Source organism: Microbacterium sp. NPDC055683, from assembly GCF_053617895.1.
The window spans coordinates 25,065-51,377 of the sequence record NZ_JBSHGQ010000022.1; the positions used below are offsets into that span (position 1 = coordinate 25,065).

Sequence of the window (26,313 nt, forward strand, 5' to 3'; positions counted from 1 at the left end):
TGATTGCGCCCATCGCGTCATCCTCCCTGCTCGCGCCACACCCACAGACCGCGCGCATCCTCGCCGGCGAGCACGAGACCGTCGAGGTCGGTGCGAGCCACCGCTGCGCCGACGGCGGCGAGCTCCGCGAGGAGCACGCCGGTCGGGTGCCCGTAGTCGTTGTCGGCGCCGACTCCCACGAGAGCGAGATTGGGTGCCGCCAGGCGGTACAGCTCGCCATCCTGATCCGCGCTTCCGTGGTGCGCGACCTTGACCACGTCGTATTCGCCGGCGACGGCGCCGGTCGCCACGAGAGCGGACTGCGCCGATGCACCGAGATCGCCCAGGAGGAGGGTGCGCGGGATGCCGCCGCCCGCGATCTCGATGACGACGCTGGCGTCGTTGCCTTCGGGGAAGGCACGGCTCGCCAGCCGGGGCCAGAGCACGCGCCATTGCGCGTCCGCGAGGCGCCCCGTCATGCCCGCCGATGCCTCGATGAGCTCTTGCGCGTGCACCTGGGCGATCCACTCCGCTCCGTCGTCGCCCACAGGGCCATGCAGGAGCGTGCCCGTCCGCCCCGCGACCGCCTCGACGCCGCCGACGTGGTCGAGATCGAAGTGCGTGAGGACGAGCAGGTCGACGCGGTCGACGCCCAGTCGCGTGAGGCACGCGCGCAGGGGCGCCGACTCCGGCCCGGTGTCGACGAGCGCGACGGCATCCGACGAGCGGAGAACGATCGCGTCGCCCTGCCCCACGTCGCACAGCGCGACGGACCATCCGGCGGGTGTCGTGAGCGGGCCCGCCACACCCCCGAGCGCTCCGGCTCCCGCACCCGCACCGACGGCGATCGCGAGGACTGCGGTGGCCGCGCGCCTCACCGCGACGCGCACCTGCGCGGGCCGCACGTGCTCGGGGCGCAGGATGACGACGACCGTCGCGGCGTCGACGATCGCGAGCGCGACGAACCCCCCGAGACCTCCCCACCACGGCACGGCGGCGCCCGGCAGCGCCGCGAAGACGTGCGCCGTCTGCGCGATCCAGGCGGCCGGCACCCAGGCGACGACCGCGAGGCCCTGAGCCACCACGGGCAGCGTCTGGAGGACGCATGCGAGCAAGCCGACGATGGTCGCGGCCGGGGCGGCGGGAGCGGCGACGAGGTTGGCGACGACTCCGTACAGCGGCACGGCGGGTGCCAAGAGCAGGATGATCGGCCCGCACGCGAGCTGTGCCGACAGCGGCACGGCGATCGCCAGGGCCAGCAGACGCGGCATCACGCGCTCCAGTCCGCGCGCGAGCGGTCCGGCGAGCAGGAGGAGCGCGGCGGTGGCGGCCGCCGACAGCACGAACCCGTAGGACGTCGCGAGCCACGGATCGACCACGAGCAGGATGACGACCGCCGCGGCGAGCGCAGGAACCCCTGCGCCCGCCCGGCCGGCGAGGAGCGAGAGCATCGCGATGCCCGCCATGCTCGCCGCCCGCACGACGCTCGGCTCCGGCGTCACCAGCATGACGAAGCCGGCCAGCACGGCGCCCGCGAGCACGAACCGGAGCAGGCGAGGCAGCCGCAGCAGTGCGGCCAGCCCGAAGGCGAGGCCGACCACGATCGCGCAGTTCGCCCCGGAGACGGCGGTGAGGTGCGTGAGGGACGACGCCTTCATGTCGGCGTCGAGCTCGGGCGAGATCGCACGCGTGTCGCCGACCGCGAGCCCGGGGAGGAGGCCCGCTCCCGGCTCCGGGAGCCCTGCCACGACGTCTCCCGCGAAGCCGTCGCGCAGCGCTGCGGCAACGGCGAGCACACCGGACGGCTCCGCCACCACGCGGACCGCATCGGCGAACACGACGAGCACGGCGCGGTCGCCCGCGTCTGTGGCGCGGGCTGTGCCGCGGATCTCGACGACCGCCCCGAGGTCGAGCGCGGCGCCCGCCGCCAGGGCGTCGACAGGCACCGCGACGGTCACAGGAAGCGCGGCGTCGGCGGTGGCGCGCCCCACGCGCATCGTCGTCGCGGCGCCGTCGAACCAGAGGTTCTCGCCGACCCTGCGCACCTTCGTCTCGACGTCGATCGTGGCCGTCGTGAAGACGTCGCCGTCCGACATCCACGCGCGGACCTCGCTGCGCGACGGCTCGGCGAGCCACACCTGAGCCACCACCGCCGCGGAGAAGGCGGCACCGACCCCGATGAGAGAGAGGGCGACCGTCGGCCCCCGCGCTGCCATCCGGACGACGCTTGCCGCGCAGACGAGCCCGCCTGCCGCTGCGAGCCATCCCGCCAGGTCGGGTGCGAGCACGCCGATGAACCCTGCCCCCCACGCGGCAGCCGCGACCGGCACCATCCGCAGGTCGCGACGGCTCGCGACGGCACCGTCGACGCCCACGATCGCGCCCCTCACACCGTCACGAGAGGGCGGAGCGATTCGAGCATCGCGTCTCCGATGCCCGAGACCGCCAGCAGATCCTCGACGGCCGCGAACGGGCCGTTCTCTTCGCGCCACGCGATGATACGTCCGGCGATCGCGGGCCCGATCCGCGGAAGCTCCTCGAGCGCCGCGGCGTCTGCCGAATTGAGGTTCACCAGGCCGGGTGCGGCGGGATCACCGGGAGCATCGGGGACGCCTGATGCCGGTGCCTCCCCTTCCGCCGGGACCGCGAGCTGCTCACCGTCGGCGACGGGGCGGGCCAGGTTGACACCCGATTCGTCGGCGTCATCGGCGAACCCGCCTGCCGCCGACACGGCGTCGACGACGCGGGCTCCCGCGTCGAGCACGTACAGGCCGGGCTCGCGCACGGCGCCCTGCACGTGGACGTACAGCTGCCCGGCCGCGATCGACGCGGTCGGCGCGGCCGACGTCGCGATCGATACCGGCTCGACGGGAGACGCGGCGCCCCGCCATACGCCGATCCCGATCACGACGGCGAGTGCCCCGAGCGCGAGCACGATCACCCCGCCCGCGCCGAGGCGCGCACGGGGAGAGCGCAGCCGCGGACCATCCGTCACGCCGCCACGCTAGGACGGCGGAGTGCGCCCGCACGGTGCCTCCGGCCGACTGGGGAACGGCACGCCGCGCGGGCGAGGGCTGTGCACGGATGGTCGGAGCCGGCGAGTAGAGCGCGGCGGTTGCATCGAGCGGCCGCCGGGCCACTCCCATGCATGCCGGAATCCGTGGATCAGCTTTGCGTGGATGCTTCCTCGAGTGTGATCTGTGCGGGGAGGTCCTCGCCTGTCTCCGCGACGACCTGCTCGAAGACCTGTGAGGTTCCGCGGCCGGCAGTGTCCTGAGATGCCGCGTAGATGCCCGCGTTCGCTCCGGTGACGTAGTACTGCGATGCGAGATCGCCTTCCAGTCCGGAGGCCGTGAGGTAGAGAAGGTAGGTGTCACCGACTTTCACAAGCTCGGTGGGAGATGCCTGTTGGGTTCCTCCGTCTTGTCGCACGATGATCTCAGACCCCACGGTGGGGCCGTCGGACTTCACGACCTTGTCGATCACCACGGTGGAGAGTGTGAACTCGGCGGTCTTGTCCTCCTCGATGTCGTTCGCGCTCTCCTGCGAGATAACGTGCACGACCGCGACGACGACGCTGTCGTCCGCGAGCGCTTGGACCGACTCGTACAGCTGCACGCGTGAGAAGTGTGCATCCGTGGTGGTGCATCCCGTCAACGACACTGCTCCGATCGAGAGAAGCGCGATGAGCGCATGCTTTCGCGTGAATCGCATTTCGGTTTCTCCCTTAGTAGAGGTAGTTAATTCCGTTGATATCGTCGGTGGTGAGGCCGCGCACACCGAGATTCCACGTTTTTTCGACAAATGTGTGCATCACACGGTCGGCAACGGTTGTGTGAGCGAGTCCGAAGCCATGTCCAAGCTCATGTTCCCAGAAAACCTTGAGTCGCGTCGAGGGTGATCCGGAAAGGTAGTAGCTGTTGAGTCGAGCGTACGATGCAGTGATGAGGCCCAAGCTGAACGGGCAATTCCATTCGTTTCGACCCGCCCATCCCGTTTGGCCGTAGTTCGCTGCGGCCGCCGTGTACGTATTCGTGGAACTGCTGCTCTTGTAGACGTTGAGCTGTGTGTTGTTGTGATAATCCGCGACCGCGAGTTCGAAACCTGTCATGTACGTGCTCGTCGAGGGGACGCCAGACGGGTTGATGTTGATCGTGGTCGAGTTCCATTTACACCCGTTGAGAACGTAGGCGCTCGCCGGTGTCGCCGCGAGCGGGCTGACCAGCACCCCGAGGATGGCTGCCACACCCAGCAGTCTCAGCCGACGTACTCTCCTGGTGTTGGAATCGGAACCGCGTGAGCTCTTTACCATGTTGCCCCGCGTATTCGCGCTTCGCGCATCTCAGATCGATGGCAAAATGGCCACCTGATCTGGAGCATAACGGTAGACCAGGTTGCACGTCCATCAGTCTGTCTTCTGGTGCAATCGCTCACACGATGGTCCGTCCCATGTCTCGAACCTGAGTGGTCTGGCGGTTTGCCGGGACAGCTTGTCAGATGGCGTCGACGTCGATCACGAACGGGCGCAGGCCCTCCCTCCGTGCACGCACGCTGAGGCAGGGCGCGCCGCTCACGGACCGTGTCGCACCATGCCGCTCGCTGAGATCGACGCGTCAGACGCGGAGGACAGTGCGCGGATCGACGGTGATACTGCCGTCAGGCTCCGTCTGACCCTGAAACGCGTACGGTCCCGATCGCACGATAACCTCGGTGCCCATGTCGGGCGGTGTCCAACGGTCTTCGTCGTGTTCCAGGGCGTCCCAGTCCCACCCGTTCAGGGAGGGCCCGATGCCCTGCGGCGGTGCGGAGGCGGCGATCACGGATCCACAGAACTCTGCACGGCGTCCAGGCGTGCCCGAGTCGATGACGTAGCCGGAGAAGCTCGCTGACTTGGAGACGTGGGTGCCCATCGCACCTTTTGTACAGGATGAGCGGGGCCACGTCCACCGGAATGGCTCCCGACGAGCTGCATCGGGACGCCTTTCGGCAACGGATCTGGGTGACGGTGCCGTACGAGATAGACGGAGAAGACACGTCGGCGGGCGTCGGCTACGACCTCGAGTACCGACGATCGATTGACGGGAGCGTCCACGTCGTCGTGGGATCGCTGCAGGTGTCCACGGACTGACATCCGAAGCGATCGCCGTAGAGCAGGGCGTTGTCACTCGCCGTGACGCCGCTCCTCCCATTCAGGCAGTCGACCACGATCCCGACACGCGATGGTGAAATCTCCTGCTCGCTTGGGCGGAAGGAGTCCGCACGTCCCGCCTCCGACAGCCGCGACACGCCCGGGATCGCGTTTCCCCTCCAGTTGTCAGATATCGCCACGTCAAGACACATATCTCGTAGAGGGACACGTCGGCTGCCGGTCCCTGGACGGCTTGGTGATGGACGGGAGATCGACGATGAGGCGACCCACGATGGCAGGCCTCCTGGTGAGCGCCATCGCGTTGGCGGGGTGCGCGACCACCGATCCGAACGGCGGGCCGGACCCGACCGACGGTGGTTCGTGGGCGAGCATCACCGCCTACGTGCTGGGTCCCAGCCCGGACAGCGCGCACGAGGTCGTCCTCTGTGAAGACGGTGCGGCCGAGTCGCTCCCGCCGAACTGCGTCGGCACACCCATCAGCAACTGGGACTGGGAGACGGTGCCCCACGAGACTGTCGGAGAGGACCCGACGGTTCGCTTCGGCTACTACGATCTCGAGTTCCGCCGATCACTGGACGGGACCGTGGAAGTCGACATGGGCTCCGTGGAGGTGTCGACCGACTACCTCTGAAGTCATCGCTGCGGAGCAGAGGGCGTCACGAATCGTGACGCCCTCTGCTCTCATCGAACGGGAAACACCGCATGTCTGCGTGAAGCTCCTACGCGCGGCCTGCCGTCTCAGAGAACAGTCGCGAAAGGACGGGGTCGACGATGTCCCTCTGCGCGAGGAGTGCGACCGGAGGATGGAAGCTCTTCAGGAACGCCGCGTAATTCGGGTTCTAGGGTGAAGCTCGCCAGCGTCGCGGCCCATGGATTCACGCACCCATGCGCGTCACAGGGGCGGAACCGTGTGCGCCTCCGCGCATCCCTCTCCTACTCCGGGAGCGAATCGAACCCGTCGACCTCCGCTTGCTGACGCTGTAGGGACTCGGCGTCATCGCTCGTCCCCCAGATCCCGGCGAGCCGATCACCGTCAGCAGAGTAGACGCCGACGCCGGGAATGCCCCAGTTGACGATCGTGTACGTGTACGACTCGGTCGACGAGCTGGAGAAGCTGTCCACGCTCCCGACACCACCCACGCTGCGCGTTGCGCCGCCGGGCAGGGCGATCGTCGATCCGACGAGATCGCAGCCGAGCGCTCCGGCTGCCGGCATGTCGTCGACGCTGATGCTTCGAAGCGAACACTGCTCGAGATCCTCGTACCCCGCCGGCACCTCAACGCCGTCGCCACCGCCGCACGCAGACAGCATGACCGCCAGCCCGATGAGAGAACCAGCAATGACTGGACGTTTCGTGAACTGCGCCACACCGAGGGCCTAACCGGTACCGTGTCGTCTGCGCATCCAGGCGGAGTAGATGAACGCGCCCAGCAGTGCGATCGCCGTCAGCGCTCCCGACCACGCGGGGACGTTCACGGCCCACATCATCAGAACGACGAGCCAGATCACGAGGGCGACGGTGAGAGACAGATCGAGCCCGGGGCGAGAGATCGCTCGCCACCAGCTGGGTCGTAATTCGTCATCGTTCATCTCGACAAAGGGTACCCGCAGGTTGGTGCCGACACACATCATGAATGGGCGCGTGCCCAGGCGAGTTCGCCCTCGGAGTAGGGGTTGTCCTCCATGATTGTCGACTCCTCTCGCGGGCACGGAGTTCCTGTCGCTGATGGTAGCGCCGCGATATCGCTCAGGTCAGCACTGCATTGTCGCCGCTTGAAAGGTCCGACCGTCCACCAATCAAGCGGACACAAGGGACGTCACGCCGGTCTCGGTGTGACTCGTCGTCATCGTCACAGGACCCTGTGGACGCGGAGTTTGTCGCCCGGGGTGAATCCCAGCCGAACGTAGCCCGCCTGCAGCTCGGGGGTGCGCGCGACCGCGACGAGCACCCGGCCGGACGGCAGGCCACGGAGCGTTCGCACCGCGAGCCGGAACGCTGCGGCCCCGTCGGCGGCCGTGCGGGCGGCGAGGGATTCCACGACCCAGTGCTCTCCGGGAGGAGTCTCCTCCCCCACCGCCGACAGGCTCTTCGACGCGCCGCCGCCACCGAGCGTGAGGAACATCGCGACTGCGATCCAGACGATCACAGCGAAGTACGCGGACGCGACGACCCGGGACAGCACCCCCGCGATCGAGAAGCCGGCCGAAGCGAGGAGCAGACATCCGTACTGCAGGAGCAGGAAGAGCGCGATGAAGCCCACAGCCAGGATCAGCAGCATCGCCGCATCGCGAGCGACCGACCGCCGTCGGACGACGACCATCGCCCGGCTGTCCCTCGTGGCGGACAGCCCCCGGCGCATCCACGCGGACGTCACGGAGAGCCACGACAACGGGAGCACTCCGATGGCAACCCAGCGTCTTCCGGCTCGGCGGCCCGCCGACACGGCCTCGCTGCGCGTGCGCGCGGCATGGCCGCACCAGCGATCTGCGATCGCTCCCCCGAAAGCACGCGCGTGGGTCCAGGCCAGGGCGGGGATCTGCGTCCCCCGAGCGCGCGTCATGCTCCGATCATGCCAGGCCGCCGGATCGTCCTCCGTGTCGCGAACAGCGGTGGCGCGTGCGTCGCGCGATACGCCGCGAGGGTAGCGTGCGGGATACGCCGCGCGCGAGGACCTGAAGCCCCCGGACCGCCGCCCAGTCGCGGGCGACGCCGGCGTGGCAGGTTGCGGCGCTGAGCCGGCGGCCGCGCGCCCGGGCGCCCTTCTGTTCCGGCTTCCCTGAGCCCCGCCACGTCTACTTCGTCGAGAAGCTCACGACCTTCGGCGCACGCACGATCGCGCGCGTGATCTCCTTGCCGCCAAGCGCGCGCACGACCCGCTCGTCGCCGCGCGCGAGCGCCTCGAGGGAGGGGCCGTCGATCTTGGCCGGCACCTGCAGGGTCGCACGCACCTTGCCGTCGATCTGCACGACCGCCGTCACCTGCTCGTCGACGAGCAGCGTCGGGTCGGCCGAGCGCCAGGTGACGAGGCCGACCGACGGCTCGTAGCCCAGCGTCTCCCACATCTCCTCGGCCGTGTGCGGGGCGAACAGGTCGAGCACCATGGCGGTCGCCTCGACCGCCTCGCGCACGGCGGGGTCACCGGCCCCGGGGCCCTGGTCGATCGTCTTGCGGATGGCGTTGACGAGCTCCATGAGGCGCGCGACCACGACGTTGAACTTCGTGTGCTCCACGAGCGTGGGCGCCTCAGCGAGCAGGCGGTGCGTGACACGGCGCAGCGCCTGGTCGCCCTCAGCCCACACGACGTCGACAGGGCTCGTCACCTCGTGCGCGGCACGCAGCGCGCGTGCGAGGAACTTCTGCGCACCCGTCGTGGAGACGTCCTTCCAGTCCTTGTCGTCCTCCACGGGGCCCGCGAACGCGAGCGCGACGCGCAGCGCGTCGGCGCCGTGCGCGGCGAGCTCGTCGCTGAACAGCACGAGGTTGCCCTTCGACTTCGACATCTTCGCGCCGTCGAGGATGACCATCCCCTGGTTGATGAGGCTCGAGAACGGCTCCGTGAAGTCGACCTTGCCGAGGTCGAACAGCACCTTCGTGATGAAGCGCGCATAGAGCAGGTGCAGGATGGCGTGCTCGACGCCGCCGATGTACGCGTCGACGGGCGCCCACCGCAGCGCGTCCTTCTCGGCGAACGCGACATCCTGGTTGCCCGGCGACAGGAACCGCAGGAAGTACCAGGAGCTGTCGACGAACGTGTCCATCGTGTCGGGGTCGCGCAGCGCCGCCTCGCCCGTCTCCGGATCGGTCGTCTCGACCCATCCGGTCGCCGCACCGAGCGGCGACTTGCCCTTCGGCTTCAGATCGAGGCCCTCGGCCGACGGCAGACGCACGGGCAGCTGGTCGGCGGGAACCGGCACGACCCGGCCGTCCTCGGTGTGGACCATGGGGATGGGCGTGCCCCAGAACCGCTGGCGCGAGATGAGCCAGTCGCGCAGCCGGTACTGCTTCGCGGCGCGGCCGGTGCCCGCCGCCTCGAGGCGCTCGATCGTGCGCGCGATCGCGTTGCGCTTGGAGAGCCCGTCGAGCGCGCCGGAGTTGATCATTCGGCCATCGCCGGAGAGCGCCACGCCCGTCTGCTTCGGGTCGTCGAGCGGCATCGGGTCGATGGGCACGCCATCGTCGTCCACCTCGATGACCGGGATCGCGCCCGTCACGGGTGCCGTCGTGTCGACGACGACGCGCACGGGCAGGTCGAACCGGATGGCGAAGTCGAGATCGCGCTGATCGTGCGCCGGCACGGCCATCACCGCGCCGTGACCGTAGTCGGCCAGCACGTAGTCGGCCGCCCAGATCGGCAGCCGCTCGCCGTTGACGGGGTTGATCGCGAACCGGTCGAGGAAGACGCCCGTCTTCGGGCGGTCGGCGCTCTGGCGCTCGATGTCGGTCTGCTTCTGCACCTGCTCCAGGTAGTCCTGGAACGCCATCCGCACCTCGGGCGACGAGCCGGAGGCGAGCTCCGCGGCGAGATCGCTGTCGGGGGCGACGACCATGAAGGTGGCGCCGTGCAGCGTGTCGGGGCGCGTCGAGAAGACGGTCACCTTCTCTGCGCGGCCCTCGATCTCGAAGTCGATGTCGGCGCCCACTGAGCGCCCGATCCAGTTGCGCTGCATCTGCAGCACCTTGTGCGGCCAGAAGCCCTCGAGCTGGTTGAGGTCGTCGAGCAGCCGGTCGGCGTAGTCGGTGATCTTGAAGTACCACTGCGTGAGCTTCTTCTTCACGACCTCGGCGCCGCACCGCTCGCAGTGCCCGTCGACGACCTGCTCGTTGGCGAGCACGGTCTGGTCGTTCGGGCACCAGTTGACGGGGCTCTCCTTGCGGTACGCCAGCCCGCGCTCGAACAGCTGCTGGAACAGCCACTGGTTCCACCGGTAGTAGTCATCGTCGCTCGTGTGCAGCACGCGGCTCCAGTCGAACGACACGCCGTAGGCCTTCAGGCTCTCCCGCTGCTGGGCGATGTTGGCGTACGTCCACTCCCGCGGGTCGGCGCCGCGCTTGATGGCGGCGTTCTCGGCGGGCAGGCCGAACGAGTCCCACCCGATCGGGTGCAGAACGTTGTAGCCGCGGTGGCGCCAGAAACGCGCCACGATGTCGCTGTAGAGGTAGTTCTCCGCGTGACCCATGTGGAGGTCGCCCGACGGGTACGGGAACATCGCGAGGACGTACTTGCGCGGGCGCGAGTCGCCTTCGCCGCCCGCGAGGAAGGTGCCGTGCTCGTTCCAGTACGCCTGCCACTTCGCCTGCACGGCGTGGACGTCGTTCTCTGCGGTCTCTACGGTGGTCTGCGACACGGTGGGATGAAGCCAATCAATCGAACTCGCCGCACGGGGCGCCGGGCGGCGGAAAATCGGGAGACTCCAGGTTAGCGCGCGTGGTCGACCCGTAAGCTCGGCACGTGATCAACGACGTCCTCCTCTGGATCCTGGATGTCGTCTCGTCGGTCGACCCCGTGCTGCGCGCCCTGCTCGCCGCGGCGGCGATCATGCTCGAGACGAGCGTGCTGGTCGGCCTCATCGTGCCGGGCGACACGATCGTCCTCGTCGCGGCGACGGGCGTCGGGTCGCTGTGGGAGGGGGTCGCGCTCGGCGCGGCCGTCGTCGCGGGAGCTCTCGTCGGCGAGAGCATCGGCTTCGGCCTGGGGCGCTGGCTCGGGCCCCGCATCCGGCACTCGTGGCTGGGCCGCCGCATCGGCGAGCACAACTGGGAGCGGTCGGAGCGCTACCTCCGCCGTCGCGGCGGCATCGCGATCTTCCTGTCGCGCTTCCTTCCCGTGCTGCACTCCCTCGTCCCCCTCACGGTCGGCATGAGCGGCTACTCCTACCGCCGCTTCCTCGCGTGGACCCTGCCTGCCTGTGTGCTCTGGTCGGGGCTCTACGTCTCGATCGCTGCGGGCGCCGCCGTCGGCTTCCGCCAGCTCGCCGACCAGGCCCATTACGCCGGGTACGTCTTCGTCGGCGTGATCGCGCTGTTCCTGGTCCTCGTCTTCGCCGGCAAGAAGCTGCTCTCGCGCCTCGAGCACCGGCATCTGCGCGCTCACGCCGACGGACCCGGGGATGCGGATGGAGCCGCGGGCCCGCGCGTGGAAGACTGAGCGCGATGCCCTCCACGACGCCCGCCCCGGGAAAGATCCACTGGGTCGCTCGCCTCGAGCGCCGCTTCCACGCCTGGCGCGAGCGCGTCGCACGCCGCAAGGGGCGCACGCCGACGGCCGTGCCGTTCGCGGGCTACGGCGGCGACGGGTGGATCCGCGTGCTGGGGCGCGTGCTCATCGTGCCGGCCGCGAAGGGCGGGCGCGACGGCCGCGTCGCGAGCGTGCGCGGATGGCGCTCGTTCGCGGGGATCCCCGTCGCCTACGCCTCCGTGACGATCACGGTGGGCGACGCCACCCACGAGGTCGCGGCGGATCGCGGCGGCGTCGTCGACGCCGTCATCCCCGCGGGGCTCGCCCCGGGATGGCAGACGTACCGGATGTCGGTCGAAGGCGGCGACCCGTCAGAGGGGCGCGTCTTCGTCGTCGACCCCGATGTGCGCTTCGGTGTCGTCTCCGACGTGGACGACACCGTGATGGTCACCGCCCTCCCCCGTCCGCTGCTCGCCGCCTGGAACTCGTTCGTCGTGCACACGCACGCCCGTCAGCCCGTGCCGGGCATGGCGGTGCTGCTCGAGCGTCTCGTCCGCGAGAACCCCGGTGCGCCCATGCTCTACCTGTCCACGGGCGCCTGGAACGTCGCGCCGACGCTCACGCGCTTCCTCTCCCGCCACCTGTTCCCCGCCGGCGCCATGCTGCTCACCGACTGGGGGCCGACGCACGACCGCTGGTTCCGCAGCGGGAGCGACCACAAACGCGACAACCTGCGTCGACTCGCGGAGGAGTTCCCGCACATCGAGTGGCTGCTCGTCGGCGACGACGGCCAGCACGACGACGAGATCTACACGTCGTTCACGCGCGAGTTCCCCTCGTCGGTCGCAGCCGTGGCCATCCGCCGGCTGTCGCCCGCCGAGGCCGTGCTGGCGGGCGGGCGCACCGCCGTCGACGACCACAGCGCCGCCGGCGTGCCGTGGGTGACGGGCGACGACGGCGCGGGGCTCGCCGAGCGGCTCGAGGCCGTCGGGCTGCTGAAGGCGTAGCCTGCCAGCGTGTGCGGACGTTTCGTGGTGGCCCAGGTCGGTTCCGAGCTCGTCGGCCAGCTGAGGGTCGACCTCGTCTCCGACGACCTCCCGGCTCCGTCGTTCAACGTGGCGCCGACGGACCGCGCGGCGATCGTGCTCGACTCCGCGAAGACCGACCCGCCCACCCGCCGCCTCGAGCCCGCGCGCTGGGGGCTCGTCCCGTCGTGGGCGAAGGACCCGTCGATCGGGTCGCGCGCGTTCAACGCCCGCGCTGAGGAGCTCGAGGAGAAGCGGATGTTCGCGCCCGCGCTCCAGAAGCGTCGCGCGGTCGTGCCCGTGACCGGCTACTACGAGTGGCACGTCGGCCCCGACGGCAAGGTGCCCCTCTTCATCCATCCGGAGGACGGCGACGCGCTCTTCCTCGCCGGTCTGTACGAGTGGTGGAAGGACCCGTCGAAGGCCCAGGACGACCCCGCGCGCTGGATGCTCAGCTTCACGATCCTCACTCGCGGGGCGGTCGGCGCGCTCGGCTCGGTGCACGACCGGATGCCCGTCTTCCTCGACGAGGACCACGCTGACGCATGGCTCGACACCGACGTGGACTACCCCCTCGACATCCTCGACGCCGCGCTCGATGACGCCCCGCGCGTCGCCGAGCGCCTCGTCCATCACCGTGTGTCGCCCGCGGTCGGCAACGTGCGCAACGACGGACCGGAGCTCATCGAGCCGGTCGGCTGACGTCGAGGGCGCGTCGTTAGGCTGGAGGGATGACCGTCCCCTCCGCCGCCCGCGCCCACATCGACGATCTCGCAGCCTTCGTCTCCGCGTCGCCGTCGTCGTACCACGCCGCGGAGGAGGCGGCCCGCCGGCTCGCGGCGGCGGGGTTCGCGCGCCTCGCCGAGTCGGATGCGTGGACGATCGACGGCGGCGGCCGCTACGTCGTCGTGCGCGACGGGTCGGTCATCGCGTTCGCGCTGCCCGAGGGCGCCGGCCCCCTCACCCCGTTCGCGATCGTGGGAGCGCACACCGACTCCCCCGGCTTCAAGCTCAAGCCGAAGCCGACGACGGCGGGACCCGGTGGATGGCGCCAGCTCGGCGTCGAGGTGTACGGCGGCCCGCTCCTCAACTCCTGGCTCGACCGCGAGCTGGAGCTCGCCGGCCGTCTCGTCGCGCTCGACGGCGCAGAGCACCTCGTCCGGACGGGTCCTCTGCTGCGGATCCCGCAGCTCGCCGTGCACCTCGACCGCTCCGTCAACGACGAGCTCGCGCTCGACAAGCAGCGCCACACGCAACCCGTGTGGGGCCTCGGCGACCTGGATGAGGCCGACATCCTCGCCGAGCTCGCGGCGGCGGCGGGGATCGCGCCGGAGTCGATCGGAGGGTACGACCTCGTCGTGGCCGACACCCAGGCGCCGCGCGTGTTCGGCGCGGGCGGCACGCTGTTCGCGTCGGGCCGACTCGACAACCTGCTCTCCACGCACGCCGCGCTCGCCGCCATCCTGTCGGCGCGGCCGACGGGCGCGATCGCGATGTTCGCGGCCTTCGATCACGAGGAGATCGGCAGCGCCTCGCGCTCGGGTGCGGCTGGTCCCTTCCACGAGGAGGTGCTCGTGCGCATCGCGACGGCGCTCGGAGCCGGGCCCGAGGAGCGTGCACGCGCCTTCGCGGGATCGCTGCACGTCTCGAGCGATGTGGGCCACGCCGTGCACCCGAACTACCCGGAGCGGCACGATCCCGCCAACCGCCCGGTCGCGGGCGGCGGGCCCATCCTCAAGATCAACGCGAACCAGCGGTATGCGACGGACGCGCACGGCGCAGCGGCGTGGAACGCGGCGTGCGCGGCGGCCGGAGTGCCGACGCAGGAGTTCGTCTCGAACAACGCCATCCCGTGCGGCTCGACCATCGGGCCGATCGCCGCGACCCGGCTCGGCATCCGCACGGTCGACGTCGGCGCGCCCATCCTCTCGATGCACTCCGCACGCGAGCTCGCGGCGGTCGTCGACCCCTGGTACCTCTCGCGCGCCATGGGCGCCGTGCTCGCCCGCTGACGTGGCCGAGGTGTCCGCTCCGGTCGCGCTCGCGCCGACCGTCTGGCGCGAGCGCGAAGCGCGCCACATCGAGCGCGCGCACGCCCTCACGGCCGAGCACCGCGCCAGGACCGCGCGGGGAGAGAAGCACCCGGTCTGGGACTTCCTCTTCACGTACTACTCGTACAAGCCGTCCGTGCTGCGGCGCTGGCACCCCGGTGCCGGCGTCGCGCTCGCCGACGCCGGCGAACGGGCGGGATGGCGCGGCTACCGTGCCGGCGAGGCGCCCGGATCGGCCGTGGTCGACAAGGAGGGTCTCGAGGCCGCGCGCCCGCAGCTGCATGGGCTCGTCGACGCCATCCTGCGGCGCACGGCGACGCGCCCCGCGCAGTTCGGCTGCTTCGGCCTGCACGAATGGGCGATGGTGTACCGCCAGGGCGCGCACCGCCACCCGCAGCCGCTGCGACTCAGCCAGGAGGGCACCGACGCCGTGGTCGACGCGCACGAGCTGCGCTGCACCCACTTCGACGCCTTCCGGTTCTTCACACCCGACGCCGTGCCGCGAAACCGCCGGGCGCTGTCGCGCGAGGAGCAGGTCGCGGACGAGCAGCCCGGCTGCCTGCACGCGGGCATGGACGTCTACAAGTGGGCGATCAAGCTCGGCCCGCTCGTCCCCGGCGACCTGCTGCTGGACGCGTTCGAGCTGGCCCGCGACATCCGACTGCTCGACATGCAGGCGTCGCCGTACGACCTGCGCGGCCACGGCTTCGACCCCGTCGCGATCGAGACGCCGGAGGGCAAGGCCGAGTACGTGCGCCGCCAGCGGGTGTTCGCCGAGCGCGGCGACGCCCTGCGCCGCGCCATCCTCACCGCGTGGCAGGGCGAGACGGCCCCATCCCGCCGAGACTAGCCTCCGGCGCCGACACCCACGTCGGGAGCGCTGGTCTCGGCGACGAGGGCCGGTTTCGGTGGAGAAGGCGGCCTCGGATGGCCGGGGCTCACTCCGCGGGAAGGAACGAGCGGCCGTCGCCGGCCAGCTGCAGGCGCAGCGCAACGACGCGCTCCGCCGCCTCGGCGAGGCGGGCCTCGTCGAGGCGGCCGGCGTCGACGGCCGCGGCGATGCCCGCCGCCATGTCGGGCGCGGTCGTCGACGACGAGCTCGCCACCGTCAGCACGAGGTCGGCGCCGGCGGAGATCGCCGCCACGGCGTTCGCGACCGGGTCCTGGTAGGCCGGGTCGCGGCTCTGCACGAGCATGCCGAGGTCGTCCGTCACCGCGACACCCTGGAATCCGAGGTCCTCGCGGAGGATGCGGTACCACTGCGGCGACAGCGACGCGGGCAGCGGGTCGACGGCCGTGTACGCGAGATGGCCCGTCATGACGAGGGGAGCACCCGCCGACACGCCGGCCGCGAACGGGCGGGCGTCGCGCGACTCCCACTGCGTGAGCGTCAGCGCGGTCTGCGGGATCGTGTAATGCGAGTCCTCGACGACGGCGCCGTGCCCGGGGAAGTGCTTGAGCGCCGACAGCACGTACGGCTCCTCCGCCGTCACGGCCGCGGCGACGCGCGAGGTCGCGTCGCTCGGCGTCTCGCCCAGCACGCGGCGCCAGATGAACGAGCGGGTGTCGCTCGTGACGTCGGCGACGACGCCGAAGTTCACGCCGATCCCGGCGCGTGCGACGAGCGCCCCGCGCACGGCGAACGCCTCCTCCGTGGCGCCGGGCGACTCGTCGCGCAGCGCCGACGCGGCGTCGCCGCGGTCCCAGTAGAGCCGCGACACCGACCCGCCCTCCTGGTCGACCGCGATGAGGGGAGGCAGCGCGGGATCGACGACCATGGCGTCTGTCAGCTCGCGCACCTGCTCCTCCCATCCGACGTTCGCGCCCATGAGGAGGAATCCCCCGAGCGACGCATCCGCGAGGTAGGCGCGCACCGTCTCGGCATCTCGCGACGCGACGTGGCCCATGACGACCGTGCCGGCGCGCTGCGCGGGTGTCATCGCCGCGACGATCGCCACCGCGCGCTCCGCGTAGGCGTCGGGTTCCGCCGCCTGCACGCGCACCGTCGGCTCGGCGGGAGCGGTCGCGCCGGGGCCGGTCGTCGCGGCGGCGGTCGGCGTCGGGGTGGGGGTCGGCGCGTCGGTCGCGGCGACGGCGGGCGACGCGAGCAGCGCCGACGCTCCCACGACGGCGACGGCCGCACCCCTCAGGATCAGGCGTCCGCCCCTCTTCCGCCGTGTGCTCCCCATGCTCCCCATGCTAGGCGGGCGCCCGGTGATGTTTCCGTCTTGTGAAGAGCGCGCCGCGTCGCGTTCCGGGTGCCGGGGCTGTGAGATCCCTGTGCGAGGATTCTCGGGTCAGCGCCGACGACTGCTCGGCGCACCCGTTCTCTCGCACATCGAGAAAGAGGAAGCACCATGACGACTGTCCACAGCGGCGCACGACGCCGCGCCTGGATCGCGCTCGCAGCACCCGCCGCGTTCACTCTCGCGCTCTCCGGCTGCGCGGCGGGAGACGGCGGCTCGAGCGGAGGAGGCGGCGGAGACGACGCCTTCATCCTCGTCGGCACGACCGACAAGGTCACGACGCTCGACCCGGCCGGCTCCTACGACAACGGATCCCTCGCCGTGCAGACGCAGGTGTTCCCGTACCTCGTGAACACGGCGCCGAACAGCACGGAGGTCGTCCCCGACCTCGCCGAGTCCGCGGAGTTCACCTCCCCGACCGAGTACACCGTCACCCTGCCCGAGGGCCTCACCTTCGCCAACGGCAACGAGCTCACCTCGAGCGACGTGAAGTTCTCCTTCGACCGCCAGGTCGCGATCGCCGACCCCAACGGCGCGTCCTCGCTGCTCTACAACCTCGAATCGGTCGAGGCGCCCGACGACCTGACCGTCGTCTTCCACCTCGCGACCGAGAACGACCAGGTGTTCCCGTTCATCCTGACGAGTTTCCCGGGCGCGATCGTCGACGAGGAGTCGTTCGCGGCGGACGCGCTGACACCCGACGACGACATCGTCGCGGCGAACGCATTCGCCGGTCCGTACGCCATCACGGAGTACCAGTTCAACGAGATCATCGAGTTCACGCCGAACGACGCGTATCAGGGCCTCGTCGAGGCTCCCGCCAACGACGGGATCATCCTGAACTACTACGCCGAGTCGTCGAACCTCAAGCTCGCCGTGCAGCAGGGCGACGTCGACGTGGCCTACCGCAGCCTCTCCCCCGCCGACGTGTCCGACCTCTCGGGCGACGACGCGCTGACGGTGCACGAGGGCCCGGGCGGCGAGATCCGCTACATCGTGTTCAACTTCGACACGCAGCCGTACGGAGCGGCGACCGAGGAGCCGGACGAGGCGAAGGCGCTCGCGGTGCGGCAGGCGGTCGCATCGCTCATCGACCGCGACGAGCTGAGCGAGCAGGTGTACAACGGCACCTACACACCGCTGTACTCCTACGTCCCCGAGGGCTTCGCCGGCGCCACGGAGGTCCTCAAGGACCTGTACGGCGACGGGGCGGGCGCCCCCGATGCGGCCGCGGCCGCCGAGCTCCTCGAGGCCGCCGGCGTCGAGACGCCCGTCGCGCTCAGCCTCCAGTACAGCCCCGACCACTACGGACCCAACTCGGGCGACGAGTACGCGCTCATCGAGCAGCAGCTGGAAGCCGACGGCCTCTTCGACGTGACCCTCAACTCCACGGAGTGGACGCAGTACTCCGAGGATCGCGTCGCCGACGTGTACCCGGCGTACCAGCTCGGATGGTTCCCCGACTACTCCGACGCCGACAACTACCTCACGCCGTTCTTCCTCACGGAGAACTTCCTCGTGAACCACTACGAGAACCCGGAGGTCAACGACCTCATCCTCCAGCAGGCCGTCACTCCCGACGCCGCCGAGCGCACCGCCCTCATCGAGCAGATCCAGGCGCTCGTCGCCGAGGACCTCTCGACCGTCCCGTATCTCCAGGGTGCGCAGACCCTTGTCAGCGCCTCCGACATCCAGGGCGTCGTCCTCGACGCCTCGTTCAAGCTGCGCTTCGCACCCCTGACGCGCTGACCGCGCGGAGGGGCGGCCCGGACGATCTCCGGGCCGCCCCTCCACCGTGATGGAGACCCTCCTGTGACCGCAGAAACCGCCCTCGTCGACCCGCCGACGCCGAGCGCGTCGCTCGCGCGACGCGCTCGCGGCGGCAGCACGCTCTGGCGCTACGTGCTCATCCGCTTCCTGCTCATCTTCCCGACCGTGCTCATCCTCGTGACGACCGTCTTCGTGCTCATGCGCGCGACGGGCGATCCGATCACGGCGGCGCTCGGCGGCCAGCTCACGCCCACGCAGCTCGCAGAGCGCATCGAGGCCGCGGGCTACGACCGGCCGCTCGCCGTGCAGTACCTCGAGTACCTCGGCCGCATCGCCGTCGGCGACTTCGGCACGACCCTCGACAACCAGCGCGTCGTCGACGTCCTCCTCCGCTACGGAGGAGCCACGCTCGAGCTCGCGGTCTACGCGCTCCTCGTCGCCTTCGCCGTCGGCATCCCGCTCGGGATGATCGCCGCGGCCGTGCGCGACCGCTGGGGCGACGCCGTGCTGCGCGTCTTCGCCATCCTCTGCTACGCGACGCCCGTCTTCTTCGCCGGCATCGTGCTCAAGCTCGTCTTCTCGGTGTGGCTCGGCGTGCTCCCCACCTCGGGCCGCGCGTCGCCGCGCGTCGAGATCGCGCTGAACCGGATCGACGGGGCGACCGGCATCTACACGATCGACGCCATCCGCACGGGCAACCCCGCCTACATCGCGGATGTGCTCTCGCACGCCGTGCTCCCCGGCCTCGCTCTCGGGCTGCTCACGGCCGGCGTCTTCCTGCGTCTCGTCCGCACGAACGTCATCGGCACGCTGTCGATGCCCTACATCGACGCGGCGCGCTCGCGCGGCATCCGGGAGACGCGCCTCGTCGCGACGCACGCCTACCGCCCCGCGCTCATCCCGATCATCACCGTCATCGGGCTGCAGATCGCGATGCTGCTCGGCGGCGCGGTCCTCACCGAGACGACCTTCGAGTGGACCGGCCTCGGGTTCCAGCTGTCCGAGTTCCTCAAGGCCCGCGACTTCGTCGCGGTGCAGGGCATCGTCGCCCTGCTCGCCGTCATCGTGGCGGTGTCGAACTTCGTCGTCGACATCATCGCCGCGTTCATCGACCCGAGGGTGAGGTACTGACATGGCGGGCTCCCTGCTCTCCCGGCTCCCGATCGTCCGCTCGTACCGGCAGGCCGTCGGCCTGCAGCGCGGCATGCTCACCGTCGGCCTCGTCATCTGCGCGGTCTTCCTCCTCGCCGCCGTCCTCGCGCCCGTCCTCGCGCCGTACGGGTTCGCCCAGCTCGCGGACGACGACGGCACCTTCGGCGCACGCAGGGCACCGAGCCCCGAGCACCTGCTCGGCACGACGGCCGGAGGGTTCGACGTGCTCTCGCGCGTCATCTGGGGCAGCCAGACGGCCCTCGTCGCGATCGTCGTGTCCGTCGCGATGTCGATCGTCGTCGGCGTGCTCCTCGGCGTCGTGTCGGGCTACCTCGGCGGGTGGCTCGACCGCGTCCTCGTCGTCGTCTGCGATGCGATCTACGCGTTCCCCTCGCTCCTCCTCGCGATCGTCGCGGCGATCGTCATCTCGGGCGGGCAGTCGAGCCTCGTGGGCGGCGTCATGGCGGCCGCGATCTCCATCACGGTGGTCTTCATCCCGCAGTACTTCCGCGTCGTCCGCGCGGAGACCGTGCGGATCAAGTCGGAGGCGTTCGTGGAGTCGGCCAAGGTGGTCGGCGCATCGACGTGGCGCATCATGATCCGCCACGTGCTCCGCAACGCGACCCGCACCCTTCCGCTCATCTTCACGCTCAACGCGTCGGAGGCGATCCTCACGCTCGCGGGCCTCGGCTTCCTCGGCTTCGGCATCCAGCCGACCGCCGCTGCGGAGTGGGGCTACGACCTCAACCGGTCGATCGAGGACGTCACGAGCGGCATCTGGTGGACGTCGATCTTCCCCGGCGTCGCCATCGTGCTCGTCGTCCTCGGGATCACCCTTGTCGGCGAGAGCCTCAACGACCTCGCCGATCCGCGCCTGCGCACGCGGCGCGCACCCCGCAGAAGGCCCACCAGAGCGCAGGAGGCGGCGGCATGACCGCGCACGACATCGCCGTGGACATCCGCGGCCTCGACGTCACGTTCGCCACCGATGGCGGCGACGTGCACGCCGTCCACGCGGTCGACCTCGACGTCCGCGCCGGCGAGGTGCTCGCCGTGGTGGGCGAGTCGGGCAGCGGCAAGACCGTCACCGCGCGCGCCGTGCTCGGGCTCCTCCCCGAGACGGCGCGCGTCGACGGCGCCGTGATCCTGTCGGGGACGGATGTCCTCACGGCCTCGGCAGAGCGGCTGCGCGCCCTCCGCGGTCCCGAGGCGGCCATGATCTTCCAGGAGCCGATGACGGCGCTCAACCCCGTCTTCACGGTCGGATGGCAGATCGCCGAGGGCATCCGCGCGCACGACCGCGTGCCGGCCAGGGAGGCGAGGCGGCGCGCCGTCGACATCCTGCGCAAGGTCGGCATCCCCGATCCCGAGCGTCGTGTCGACGACTATCCGCACCAGTTCTCGGGCGGCCAGAAGCAGCGCATCGTCATCGCGCAGGCGCTCGTCCTGGGGGCACGCGTGCTCGTCGCGGACGAGCCGACCACGGCGCTCGACGTGACGGTGCAGGCGGAGATCCTCGACCTGCTGCGCCGCGCGAGGGATGAGTTCGGCACGGCGATCGTGCTCATCACGCACAACATGGGCGTGGTCGCCGATCTCGCCGACCGCGTCGCCGTCATGTACCGCGGCGACATCGTGGAGACGGCGCCGGCGACCGAGCTGTTCGCCGCGCCGGAGCACCCGTACACCCGGAGCCTGCTCGCGGCCGTCCCGCGGCTCGACCTCGCCGACCGGCGGTATCCGGGCGACCCGGACGCTGCGCCCGTCGTGCGCGCGGAGGGCCTCGAGATCGAGTACGCCGGCCGCTTCTCACGCGGCGGGTTCCGGGCCGTCGACGGCGTCTCCTTCGACATCCGGCCGGGCGAGGTCGTGGGCCTCGTCGGCGAGTCGGGGTCGGGCAAGACGACGATCGGGCGCGCGATGGCCGGGCTCGCGCCCGTCACGGGCGGGTCGCTCCGCGTGCTCGGGGCGGAGCTGAACGGCATCCGCGAGCGGGACTTCCGGCCGCGTCGGCGCGACATCGGGTTCGTCTTCCAGGATCCGGCCTCGAGCTTCAACCCGCTCCTCACGATCGGCGCGTGCGTCGCGGAGCCGCTGCTCGTGCATGGCGTCCCCGCCGCCGAGGCCGACGAGCGCGTCGGCGATCTGCTCGAGGCCGTGCACCTTCCTCGCGAGTTCGCACGGCGGTTCCCGCATGAGCTGTCGGGCGGCCAGCGGCAGAGGGCGAGCCTCGCCCGCGCCCTCGTGCTCGAGCCGAAGCTCGTGATCGCGGACGAGCCGACGAGCGCCCTCGACGTCTCGGTGCAGGCCCGGGTCCTGCAGCTCTTCACGGAGCTGCAGGAACGGTTCGGCTTCGCCGCGCTGTTCATCACGCACGACCTCGCGGTCGTCGATCTCCTTGCTCACCGTGTCGTCGTGCTCCACAAGGGCCGCATCGCGGAGCAGGGGCCGACGGCACAGGTGCTCGGCGATCCGCAGGATCCGTACACGCGCCGCCTCATCGCGTCGCTCCCGGTTCCCGACCCCGTGCTGCAGGCGGAGCGCCGGGCGCAGTGGGAGCGGGAGACGCGCGGCTGACGGCCGGCGCGTCCGGTCCGCGAGGACCGGACGCGTCAGCCGCCGATGGCGTTCATCCCCCGTGCGGGTTGGAGGAACGAGGGATCGTCGATCGCATGCCCCGGCAGCTTCCGGATGATGCAGCCGCGGAGCATGGCGTCGAGCGCCTCGCGCTCGGCGTGCTCCTCGTGCCCGGCGCGCAGGATCGGCAGGAGATCGAACTCCGTCGTGGAGAAGAGGCAGTTGCGCAGCTGGCCGTCGGCCGTGAGACGGAGACGGTCGCACGCGCCGCAGAACGGCGCGGTCACCGACGCGATGACGCCGACCGTGTGCGGGCCGCCGTCGAGGGTCCAGGTCTCGGCCGGCGCACCGCCCCGTCCTGGCACGGGCGCGAGCCGCCACCGCGACGACAGGCGCTCCAGGATCTCCTCGCGCGTCACCATCCGCTCGCGCGACCAGGTGTGCCCGGCGTCGAGCGGCATCTGCTCGATGAACCGCATCTGCGCGCCGTGGTCGACCGCGAACGCCACGAGGTCGACGAGCTCGTCCTCGTTGACGTCGCGCATGGCGACGGCGTTCAGCTTGAGCGGGGTGAGAGGCGAGGCGGCGGCCGCCGCGATGCCCGCGAGCACGTCGTCGAGCCGATCGCGCCGCGTGAGCGACCGGAACCGCTCCCGGTCGAGCGTGTCGATCGAGATGTTGAGTCGGTGGAGCCCCGCATCCACGAGCGCCGGCAGGAACTCGGGCAGGCGGATGCCGTTGGTCGTCATGGCGACCTGCACCGGGCCGTGCGGCCCCTGCAGGCGCGCGAGGCGGGCGACGACCTCGACGATGTCGGAGCGCAGCAGCGGCTCGCCGCCCGTGAGGCGGAACGTCGTCACGCCCGCCGCCGCCGCGACGGCGGCGACCTTCTCGACCTCGTCGAGCGAGAGGATGCTCGTGCGCGCCAGCCACTCGTTGCCCTGCTCGGGCATGCAGTAGGTGCAGCGCAGCGAGCAGCGGTCGGTGAGCGAGATGCGCAGATCGCGGTGGACGCGCCCGTGCGTGTCGACGAGGGCGGGGGCGGTGCGCATGCGTCCAGCGTAGGCCGCAGACGACCGTGTGGGATCCGCGCGGCCCTACCCTGGGGTCATGTCGTTCCCGCCCCTCGTCCCGCCCGCGCCCGCGCTCGATCCCGGCGAGGCGGTGCGCACCGCCCGCCATCGCACCCTCGCCGCGTTGGGAGACGAGGGCCAGCGGCGCCTCGCGGCCGCGCACGTCGCCGTGGTCGGCGCGGGCGGGCTCGGCTCCCCCGCCGTGCTCGCTCTCGCCGCGGCCGGCGTCGGCACGCTCACCGTGATCGACGACGACGTCGTCGAGCTGTCGAATCTGCAGCGCCAGATCCTGCACGGCGTCGGCGACGTCGGGGAGCCGAAGGTCGACAGCGCCGTGCGCGCCGCCGCGGCGCTCGCGCCGGCGGTCCGCGTCGTCCCGGTGCGGCGGCGCCTCGACGCGGAGAACGCCGCGGTGCTGCTCGCGGGTGCCGACGTCGTGCTCGACGGCTCCGACCTGTTCGAGACGCGGATGGCCGTGGCCGATGCGACCGAGGCGTCCGGCATTCCGCTCGTGTGGGGCACGGTTCAGGAGACGGCCGCGCAGTTGACCGTGTTCTGGTCGCGCCCGCCCGCGGGGGCGGAAGCCGTCGTGCTCGCCGATCTCTTCCCTCCTGACCGGGTCGGCGATCCGCCCAGCTGCGCCCAGATCGGGGTTCTCGGCACCCTCTGTCTCCAGATCGGCGCCCTCATGGCGACGCAGGCCGTCGCCCTCATCGCCGGCGTCGGGAAACCGCTGCTGGGGCGCGTGCTCCTCGTCGACGCCCTCACGGCGCGCCACCGCGAGGTGCCGCTGCGCGCGCAGGCGGGCGCGCCTCCGTCAGACGCGACTCCGATCGCCGCGCCGACGCGTGACGCCTCTTCGCGCCCGCCCGCCGCGCCCGTCCGCGAGCTGACGACGGCGCAGGCGCGCACGGCGCTCGCCGCGGCCCGCCCTCCCGCCGTGCTCGATGTGCGCGAGGAGGAGGAACTCGCGGGCGGCATGCTTCCCGGCGCCGTGCACATCCCCCTCGCCCGCGTCCTCGCGGATCCCGCGGGCGCGGCGCTCACGGTCGGAGGCGGTGACGTCGTCGTGGTCTGCCAGGCGGGCGTCCGCGCCCGCCGCGCGGCCGACGCTCTCGCGCCGTTCGCGCGTCCCGTCGTGCTGGCAGGCGGATTCGACGACTGGTCGAGGGAGACGCGCGGATGAGCCTGCGCACCGTCGACGCGCAGCTGGCCGTCGTCCTCGGCGCCGTGCGCCCGCTCGCACCGGAGCGCGTCGCGCTCGCCGCCGCGGAGGGCCTCACGCTCGCGGAGCCCCTGCGCGCGCTCGTCGACGTGCCCGCGTTCGACAACTCCGCCATGGACGGCTTCGCCGTGCGGTTCGCTGACGTCGCCGCGGCGCCCGTCCCGCTGCGCGTCGTCGCCGACGTGCCGGCAGGGAGCGGTGCCGACCCCGCCCTCGGCACCGGCGAGGCGGCGCGCATCATGACGGGCGCGCCCGTTCCGACGGACGCCGACGTCGTCGTGCCGTTCGAGGACACGGCGGGCGGGTTGCGCGACTCCCTCGGCGGCGTCGAGGTGCTGCGCCCGCCGCGCGCCGCGGGAGCGCACATCCGCCGGCGCGGCGAGGACGTGCGCGCGGGCGACGAGGTGCTCTCCGCCGGTTCGCCGCTGACGGCGTTCGCCCTCTCCGCCGCCGCTGCCACGGGCCACGGCGGCGACGTCCTCGTGCGTCCGCGGCCGCGCGTCCTCATCGTCTCGACCGGGTCGGAGCTCGTCGCCCCCGGTGACGCGCTCTCGCGTGGGCGGATCCCCGAGTCGAACTCCGTCCTGCTCGCCGGGCTCGTGCGCGACGCGGGAGCCGTGCCCGCGCGCGTCGCCCGCGTCGACGACGACCCCGCCGCGCTCCTGCGCGTGCTGGCCGAAGCGGCGGACATCGACGTCGTGCTGACCTCGGGCGGCGTGAGCGCGGGCGCCTACGAGCCCGTCAAGCAGGCTCTCGCCGGGCGCATCGAGTTCGTCGGCGTCGCGATGCAGCCGGGCAAGCCGCAGGCGTTCGGGCGCCTCGACGACGGCCCGCTCGTCTTCGGGCTGCCGGGCAACCCCGTCAGCGTCGCGGTGTCGTTCGAGGCGTTCGTCCGCCCCGCCCTCCTCGCCCTCCAGGGGCGCACCGCGCTCTTCCGCCCCGTCCTGCGGCTGCCGGCAGCGAGCGGATGGCGCACCCCGCCAGGTCGCACGCAGTACCTCCCGTCCGTGGTCGACCGGCGCGATCCGGGCGCCTGGTCCGTGCGGCCCGCGACGGCCGGCGGCTCCGGCTCGCACCTCGCGGGAGGGCTCGCGAGGGCGGAGGCGTTCGCGGTGGTGCCCGCGGAGGTCGACGCCGTCGCGGCCGGCGACCCGGTCGATGTCATGCTGGTGTCATGACCTCCCCCGCCTTCACCCACCTCGACGGCGCAGGGCATGCGCGCATGGTCGACGTCACGGCGAAGCAGCCCACCGTGCGCTCGGCGACGGCGCGCGCATCCGTGCACTGCGCCCCCGCCACCGTCGCCGCGCTCCGCGACGGCTCCGTCCCGAAGGGCGACGTGCTCGCGGTCGCGCGCATCGCCGGCATCCAGGCCGCCAAGCGCTGCGCGGAGCTGCTGCCGCTCGCCCACGTCATCGGCGTGCACGGCGCGACCGTCGATCTCGCCGTCGTCGCGGACGGCGTCGACATCGAGGCGACCATCCGCACGGCCGACCGCACGGGCGTCGAGATGGAGGCGCTCACGGCCGTGACGGTCGCGGCGCTCGCCATCGTGGACATGATCAAGGGCGTCGACCGCTCCGCCATCATCGCCGACGCGCGCATCGTCGCCAAGGAGGGCGGGAGATCGGGCTCGTGGACCCGCGAGGACGAGACGTGACCACCGTCCGGTACTTCGCCGCGGCCGAGGAGGCGGCCGGCCGCGCCGAGGAGACCCGCGACGAACCGACGCTCGACGCGCTGCGCTCGGCTCTCGTCGCCGCGCACCCTGCGCTCGGGTCGATCCTGCCGCGCTGCGCGCTGCTGCTCGACGGGGCGCGACACGACGACGACGTGCCCTTGGCGGGAGTCGCCTTCGTCGACGTGCTGCCGCCCTTCGCCGGCGGCTGA

General features: G+C 71.5%; 26 protein-coding genes. 15 read left to right on the top strand and 11 right to left on the bottom strand.

The window, feature by feature from the left end:
* Positions 1-17 precede the first annotated feature (17 nt).
* The 5 genes from ACWGPF_RS10060 to ACWGPF_RS10080 form a co-directional block, all read right to left on the bottom strand.
* The gene (locus ACWGPF_RS10060; protein ID WP_452332695.1) at positions 18-2,354 is read right to left on the bottom strand and encodes a ComEC/Rec2 family competence protein; all 2,337 of its coding nucleotides are present in this window, start codon (positions 2,352-2,354) and stop codon (positions 18-20) included.
* 11 nt (positions 2,355-2,365) lie between these two features.
* Positions 2,366-2,974 (bottom strand): helix-hairpin-helix domain-containing protein, encoded by a 609-nt coding sequence (locus ACWGPF_RS10065; protein WP_452332696.1) that lies wholly within the window; start codon positions 2,972-2,974, stop codon positions 2,366-2,368.
* Between the two features lie 170 nt (positions 2,975-3,144).
* Positions 3,145-3,597 (bottom strand): hypothetical protein, encoded by a 453-nt coding sequence (locus ACWGPF_RS10070; protein ID WP_452332697.1) that lies wholly within the window; start codon positions 3,595-3,597, stop codon positions 3,145-3,147.
* 109 nt (positions 3,598-3,706) lie between these two features.
* Positions 3,707-4,225, bottom strand: a complete 519-nt coding sequence (locus ACWGPF_RS10075) for a matrixin family metalloprotease (RefSeq protein WP_452332698.1) — start codon at positions 4,223-4,225, stop codon at positions 3,707-3,709.
* A 367-nt stretch (positions 4,226-4,592) separates the two neighbouring features.
* Positions 4,593-4,889 (bottom strand): hypothetical protein, encoded by a 297-nt coding sequence (locus tag ACWGPF_RS10080; RefSeq protein WP_452332699.1) that lies wholly within the window; start codon positions 4,887-4,889, stop codon positions 4,593-4,595.
* An 89-nt stretch (positions 4,890-4,978) separates the two neighbouring features.
* Between ACWGPF_RS10080 and ACWGPF_RS10085 the strand changes: the two genes are divergently transcribed.
* Positions 4,979-5,107, top strand: coding sequence for a hypothetical protein (locus ACWGPF_RS10085; RefSeq protein WP_452332700.1), 129 nt, complete (start codon positions 4,979-4,981; stop codon positions 5,105-5,107).
* Between the two features lie 292 nt (positions 5,108-5,399).
* Positions 5,400-5,759: a hypothetical protein gene (locus ACWGPF_RS10090; protein ID WP_452332701.1), complete on the top strand. Its 360-nt coding sequence runs from the start codon at positions 5,400-5,402 to the stop codon at positions 5,757-5,759.
* Between the two features lie 302 nt (positions 5,760-6,061).
* Here the strand turns inward: ACWGPF_RS10090 and ACWGPF_RS10095 are convergent, their stop codons facing one another.
* The 4 genes from ACWGPF_RS10095 to leuS all read right to left on the bottom strand — a co-directional run bounded on the left by ACWGPF_RS10095 (position 6,062) and on the right by leuS (position 10,474).
* Positions 6,062-6,496 (bottom strand): hypothetical protein, encoded by a 435-nt coding sequence (locus tag ACWGPF_RS10095; protein ID WP_452332702.1) that lies wholly within the window; start codon positions 6,494-6,496, stop codon positions 6,062-6,064.
* 9 nt (positions 6,497-6,505) lie between these two features.
* On the bottom strand, positions 6,506-6,718 hold the full coding sequence (locus tag ACWGPF_RS10100) for a hypothetical protein (protein WP_452332703.1): 213 nt from the start codon (positions 6,716-6,718) through the stop codon (positions 6,506-6,508).
* 260 nt (positions 6,719-6,978) lie between these two features.
* Positions 6,979-7,407: a hypothetical protein gene (locus ACWGPF_RS10105; protein ID WP_452332704.1), complete on the bottom strand. Its 429-nt coding sequence runs from the start codon at positions 7,405-7,407 to the stop codon at positions 6,979-6,981.
* Positions 7,408-7,921: 514 nt separating this feature from the next.
* Complete coding sequence (gene leuS / locus ACWGPF_RS10110) at positions 7,922-10,474, bottom strand: leucine--tRNA ligase (protein WP_452332705.1); 2,553 nt, start codon at positions 10,472-10,474, stop codon at positions 7,922-7,924.
* Positions 10,475-10,581: 107 nt separating this feature from the next.
* Here leuS and ACWGPF_RS10115 point away from each other — a divergent pair, with 107 nt between their 5' ends.
* The 5 genes from ACWGPF_RS10115 to ACWGPF_RS10135 are packed head-to-tail and all read left to right on the top strand — an operon-like array spanning position 10,582 to position 15,230.
* Positions 10,582-11,274 carry a DedA family protein gene (locus ACWGPF_RS10115; RefSeq protein WP_452332733.1) on the top strand — a complete coding sequence of 231 codons (693 nt, stop codon included), beginning with the start codon at positions 10,582-10,584 and terminating at the stop codon, positions 11,272-11,274.
* A 5-nt stretch (positions 11,275-11,279) separates the two neighbouring features.
* Entirely contained in the window at positions 11,280-12,311 is a 1,032-nt protein-coding gene (locus ACWGPF_RS10120; RefSeq protein WP_452332706.1) for an App1 family protein, read from the top strand.
* Between the two features lie 9 nt (positions 12,312-12,320).
* Positions 12,321-13,031: an SOS response-associated peptidase gene (locus ACWGPF_RS10125; protein WP_452332707.1), complete on the top strand. Its 711-nt coding sequence runs from the start codon at positions 12,321-12,323 to the stop codon at positions 13,029-13,031.
* Positions 13,032-13,060: 29 nt separating this feature from the next.
* Positions 13,061-14,341: a M18 family aminopeptidase gene (locus ACWGPF_RS10130; protein WP_452332708.1), complete on the top strand. Its 1,281-nt coding sequence runs from the start codon at positions 13,061-13,063 to the stop codon at positions 14,339-14,341.
* Between the two features lies 1 nt (position 14,342).
* Complete coding sequence (locus ACWGPF_RS10135) at positions 14,343-15,230, top strand: 3-methyladenine DNA glycosylase (protein WP_452332709.1); 888 nt, start codon at positions 14,343-14,345, stop codon at positions 15,228-15,230.
* A gap of 88 nt (positions 15,231-15,318) precedes the next feature.
* Here ACWGPF_RS10135 and ACWGPF_RS10140 read toward each other — a convergent pair whose 3' ends face one another.
* Entirely contained in the window at positions 15,319-16,569 is a 1,251-nt protein-coding gene (locus tag ACWGPF_RS10140) for a glycoside hydrolase family 3 N-terminal domain-containing protein (protein ID WP_452332710.1), read from the bottom strand.
* Between the two features lie 168 nt (positions 16,570-16,737).
* On the opposite strand from ACWGPF_RS10140, the gene ACWGPF_RS10145 reads away from it, so the two are divergent.
* The 4 genes from ACWGPF_RS10145 (at position 16,738) to ACWGPF_RS10160 (ending at position 22,125) form a co-directional block, all read left to right on the top strand.
* Complete coding sequence (locus tag ACWGPF_RS10145; protein ID WP_452332711.1) at positions 16,738-18,375, top strand: ABC transporter substrate-binding protein; 1,638 nt, start codon at positions 16,738-16,740, stop codon at positions 18,373-18,375.
* 63 nt (positions 18,376-18,438) lie between these two features.
* Positions 18,439-19,527 (top strand): ABC transporter permease, encoded by a 1,089-nt coding sequence (locus ACWGPF_RS10150; protein WP_452332712.1) that lies wholly within the window; start codon positions 18,439-18,441, stop codon positions 19,525-19,527.
* A 1-nt stretch (position 19,528) separates the two neighbouring features.
* On the top strand, positions 19,529-20,482 hold the full coding sequence (locus ACWGPF_RS10155; RefSeq protein WP_452332713.1) for an ABC transporter permease: 954 nt from the start codon (positions 19,529-19,531) through the stop codon (positions 20,480-20,482).
* Positions 20,479-22,125: a dipeptide ABC transporter ATP-binding protein gene (locus ACWGPF_RS10160; protein ID WP_452332714.1), complete on the top strand. Its 1,647-nt coding sequence runs from the start codon at positions 20,479-20,481 to the stop codon at positions 22,123-22,125. The genes ACWGPF_RS10155 and ACWGPF_RS10160 overlap by 4 nt, the downstream gene beginning before the upstream one ends.
* A gap of 35 nt (positions 22,126-22,160) precedes the next feature.
* Here the strand turns inward: ACWGPF_RS10160 and moaA are convergent, their stop codons facing one another.
* On the bottom strand, positions 22,161-23,177 hold the full coding sequence (gene moaA, locus ACWGPF_RS10165; protein WP_452332715.1) for a GTP 3',8-cyclase MoaA: 1,017 nt from the start codon (positions 23,175-23,177) through the stop codon (positions 22,161-22,163).
* Between the two features lie 58 nt (positions 23,178-23,235).
* On the opposite strand from moaA, the gene ACWGPF_RS10170 reads away from it, so the two are divergent.
* The 4 genes from ACWGPF_RS10170 to ACWGPF_RS10185 are packed head-to-tail and all read left to right on the top strand — an operon-like array spanning position 23,236 to position 26,313.
* Positions 23,236-24,384: a ThiF family adenylyltransferase gene (locus tag ACWGPF_RS10170; RefSeq protein ID WP_452332716.1), complete on the top strand. Its 1,149-nt coding sequence runs from the start codon at positions 23,236-23,238 to the stop codon at positions 24,382-24,384.
* On the top strand, positions 24,381-25,601 hold the full coding sequence (locus tag ACWGPF_RS10175) for a molybdopterin molybdotransferase MoeA (protein ID WP_452332717.1): 1,221 nt from the start codon (positions 24,381-24,383) through the stop codon (positions 25,599-25,601). The genes ACWGPF_RS10170 and ACWGPF_RS10175 overlap by 4 nt, the downstream gene beginning before the upstream one ends.
* Positions 25,598-26,083: a cyclic pyranopterin monophosphate synthase MoaC gene (gene moaC / locus ACWGPF_RS10180; RefSeq protein ID WP_452332718.1), complete on the top strand. Its 486-nt coding sequence runs from the start codon at positions 25,598-25,600 to the stop codon at positions 26,081-26,083. Before ACWGPF_RS10175 ends, moaC begins: the two co-directional genes overlap by 4 nt.
* Positions 26,080-26,313 (top strand): MoaD/ThiS family protein, encoded by a 234-nt coding sequence (locus ACWGPF_RS10185; RefSeq protein ID WP_452332719.1) that lies wholly within the window; start codon positions 26,080-26,082, stop codon positions 26,311-26,313. The genes moaC and ACWGPF_RS10185 overlap by 4 nt, the downstream gene beginning before the upstream one ends.

Excerpts from the sequence above, each read along its gene's own strand:
- ACWGPF_RS10080 (WP_452332699.1), bottom strand. The coding sequence starts at position 4,889 with ATGGGCACCCACGTCTCCAAGTCAGCGAGCTTCTCCGGCTACGTCATC.
- ACWGPF_RS10090 (WP_452332701.1), top strand. The coding sequence starts at position 5,400 with ATGGCAGGCCTCCTGGTGAGCGCCATCGCGTTGGCGGGGTGCGCGACC.
- ACWGPF_RS10100 (WP_452332703.1), bottom strand. The coding sequence starts at position 6,718 with ATGAACGATGACGAATTACGACCCAGCTGGTGGCGAGCGATCTCTCGC.
- ACWGPF_RS10105 (WP_452332704.1), bottom strand. The coding sequence starts at position 7,407 with ATGCTGCTGATCCTGGCTGTGGGCTTCATCGCGCTCTTCCTGCTCCTG.
- ACWGPF_RS10120 (WP_452332706.1), top strand. The coding sequence starts at position 11,280 with ATGCCCTCCACGACGCCCGCCCCGGGAAAGATCCACTGGGTCGCTCGC.
- ACWGPF_RS10130 (WP_452332708.1), top strand. The coding sequence starts at position 13,061 with ATGACCGTCCCCTCCGCCGCCCGCGCCCACATCGACGATCTCGCAGCC.
- ACWGPF_RS10140 (WP_452332710.1), bottom strand. The coding sequence starts at position 16,569 with ATGGGGAGCACACGGCGGAAGAGGGGCGGACGCCTGATCCTGAGGGGT.
- ACWGPF_RS10145 (WP_452332711.1), top strand. The coding sequence starts at position 16,738 with ATGACGACTGTCCACAGCGGCGCACGACGCCGCGCCTGGATCGCGCTC.
- ACWGPF_RS10155 (WP_452332713.1), top strand. The coding sequence starts at position 19,529 with ATGGCGGGCTCCCTGCTCTCCCGGCTCCCGATCGTCCGCTCGTACCGG.
- ACWGPF_RS10160 (WP_452332714.1), top strand. The coding sequence starts at position 20,479 with ATGACCGCGCACGACATCGCCGTGGACATCCGCGGCCTCGACGTCACG.
- moaA (WP_452332715.1), bottom strand. The coding sequence starts at position 23,177 with ATGCGCACCGCCCCCGCCCTCGTCGACACGCACGGGCGCGTCCACCGC.
- ACWGPF_RS10170 (WP_452332716.1), top strand. The coding sequence starts at position 23,236 with ATGTCGTTCCCGCCCCTCGTCCCGCCCGCGCCCGCGCTCGATCCCGGC.
- ACWGPF_RS10175 (WP_452332717.1), top strand. The coding sequence starts at position 24,381 with ATGAGCCTGCGCACCGTCGACGCGCAGCTGGCCGTCGTCCTCGGCGCC.
- moaC (WP_452332718.1), top strand. The coding sequence starts at position 25,598 with ATGACCTCCCCCGCCTTCACCCACCTCGACGGCGCAGGGCATGCGCGC.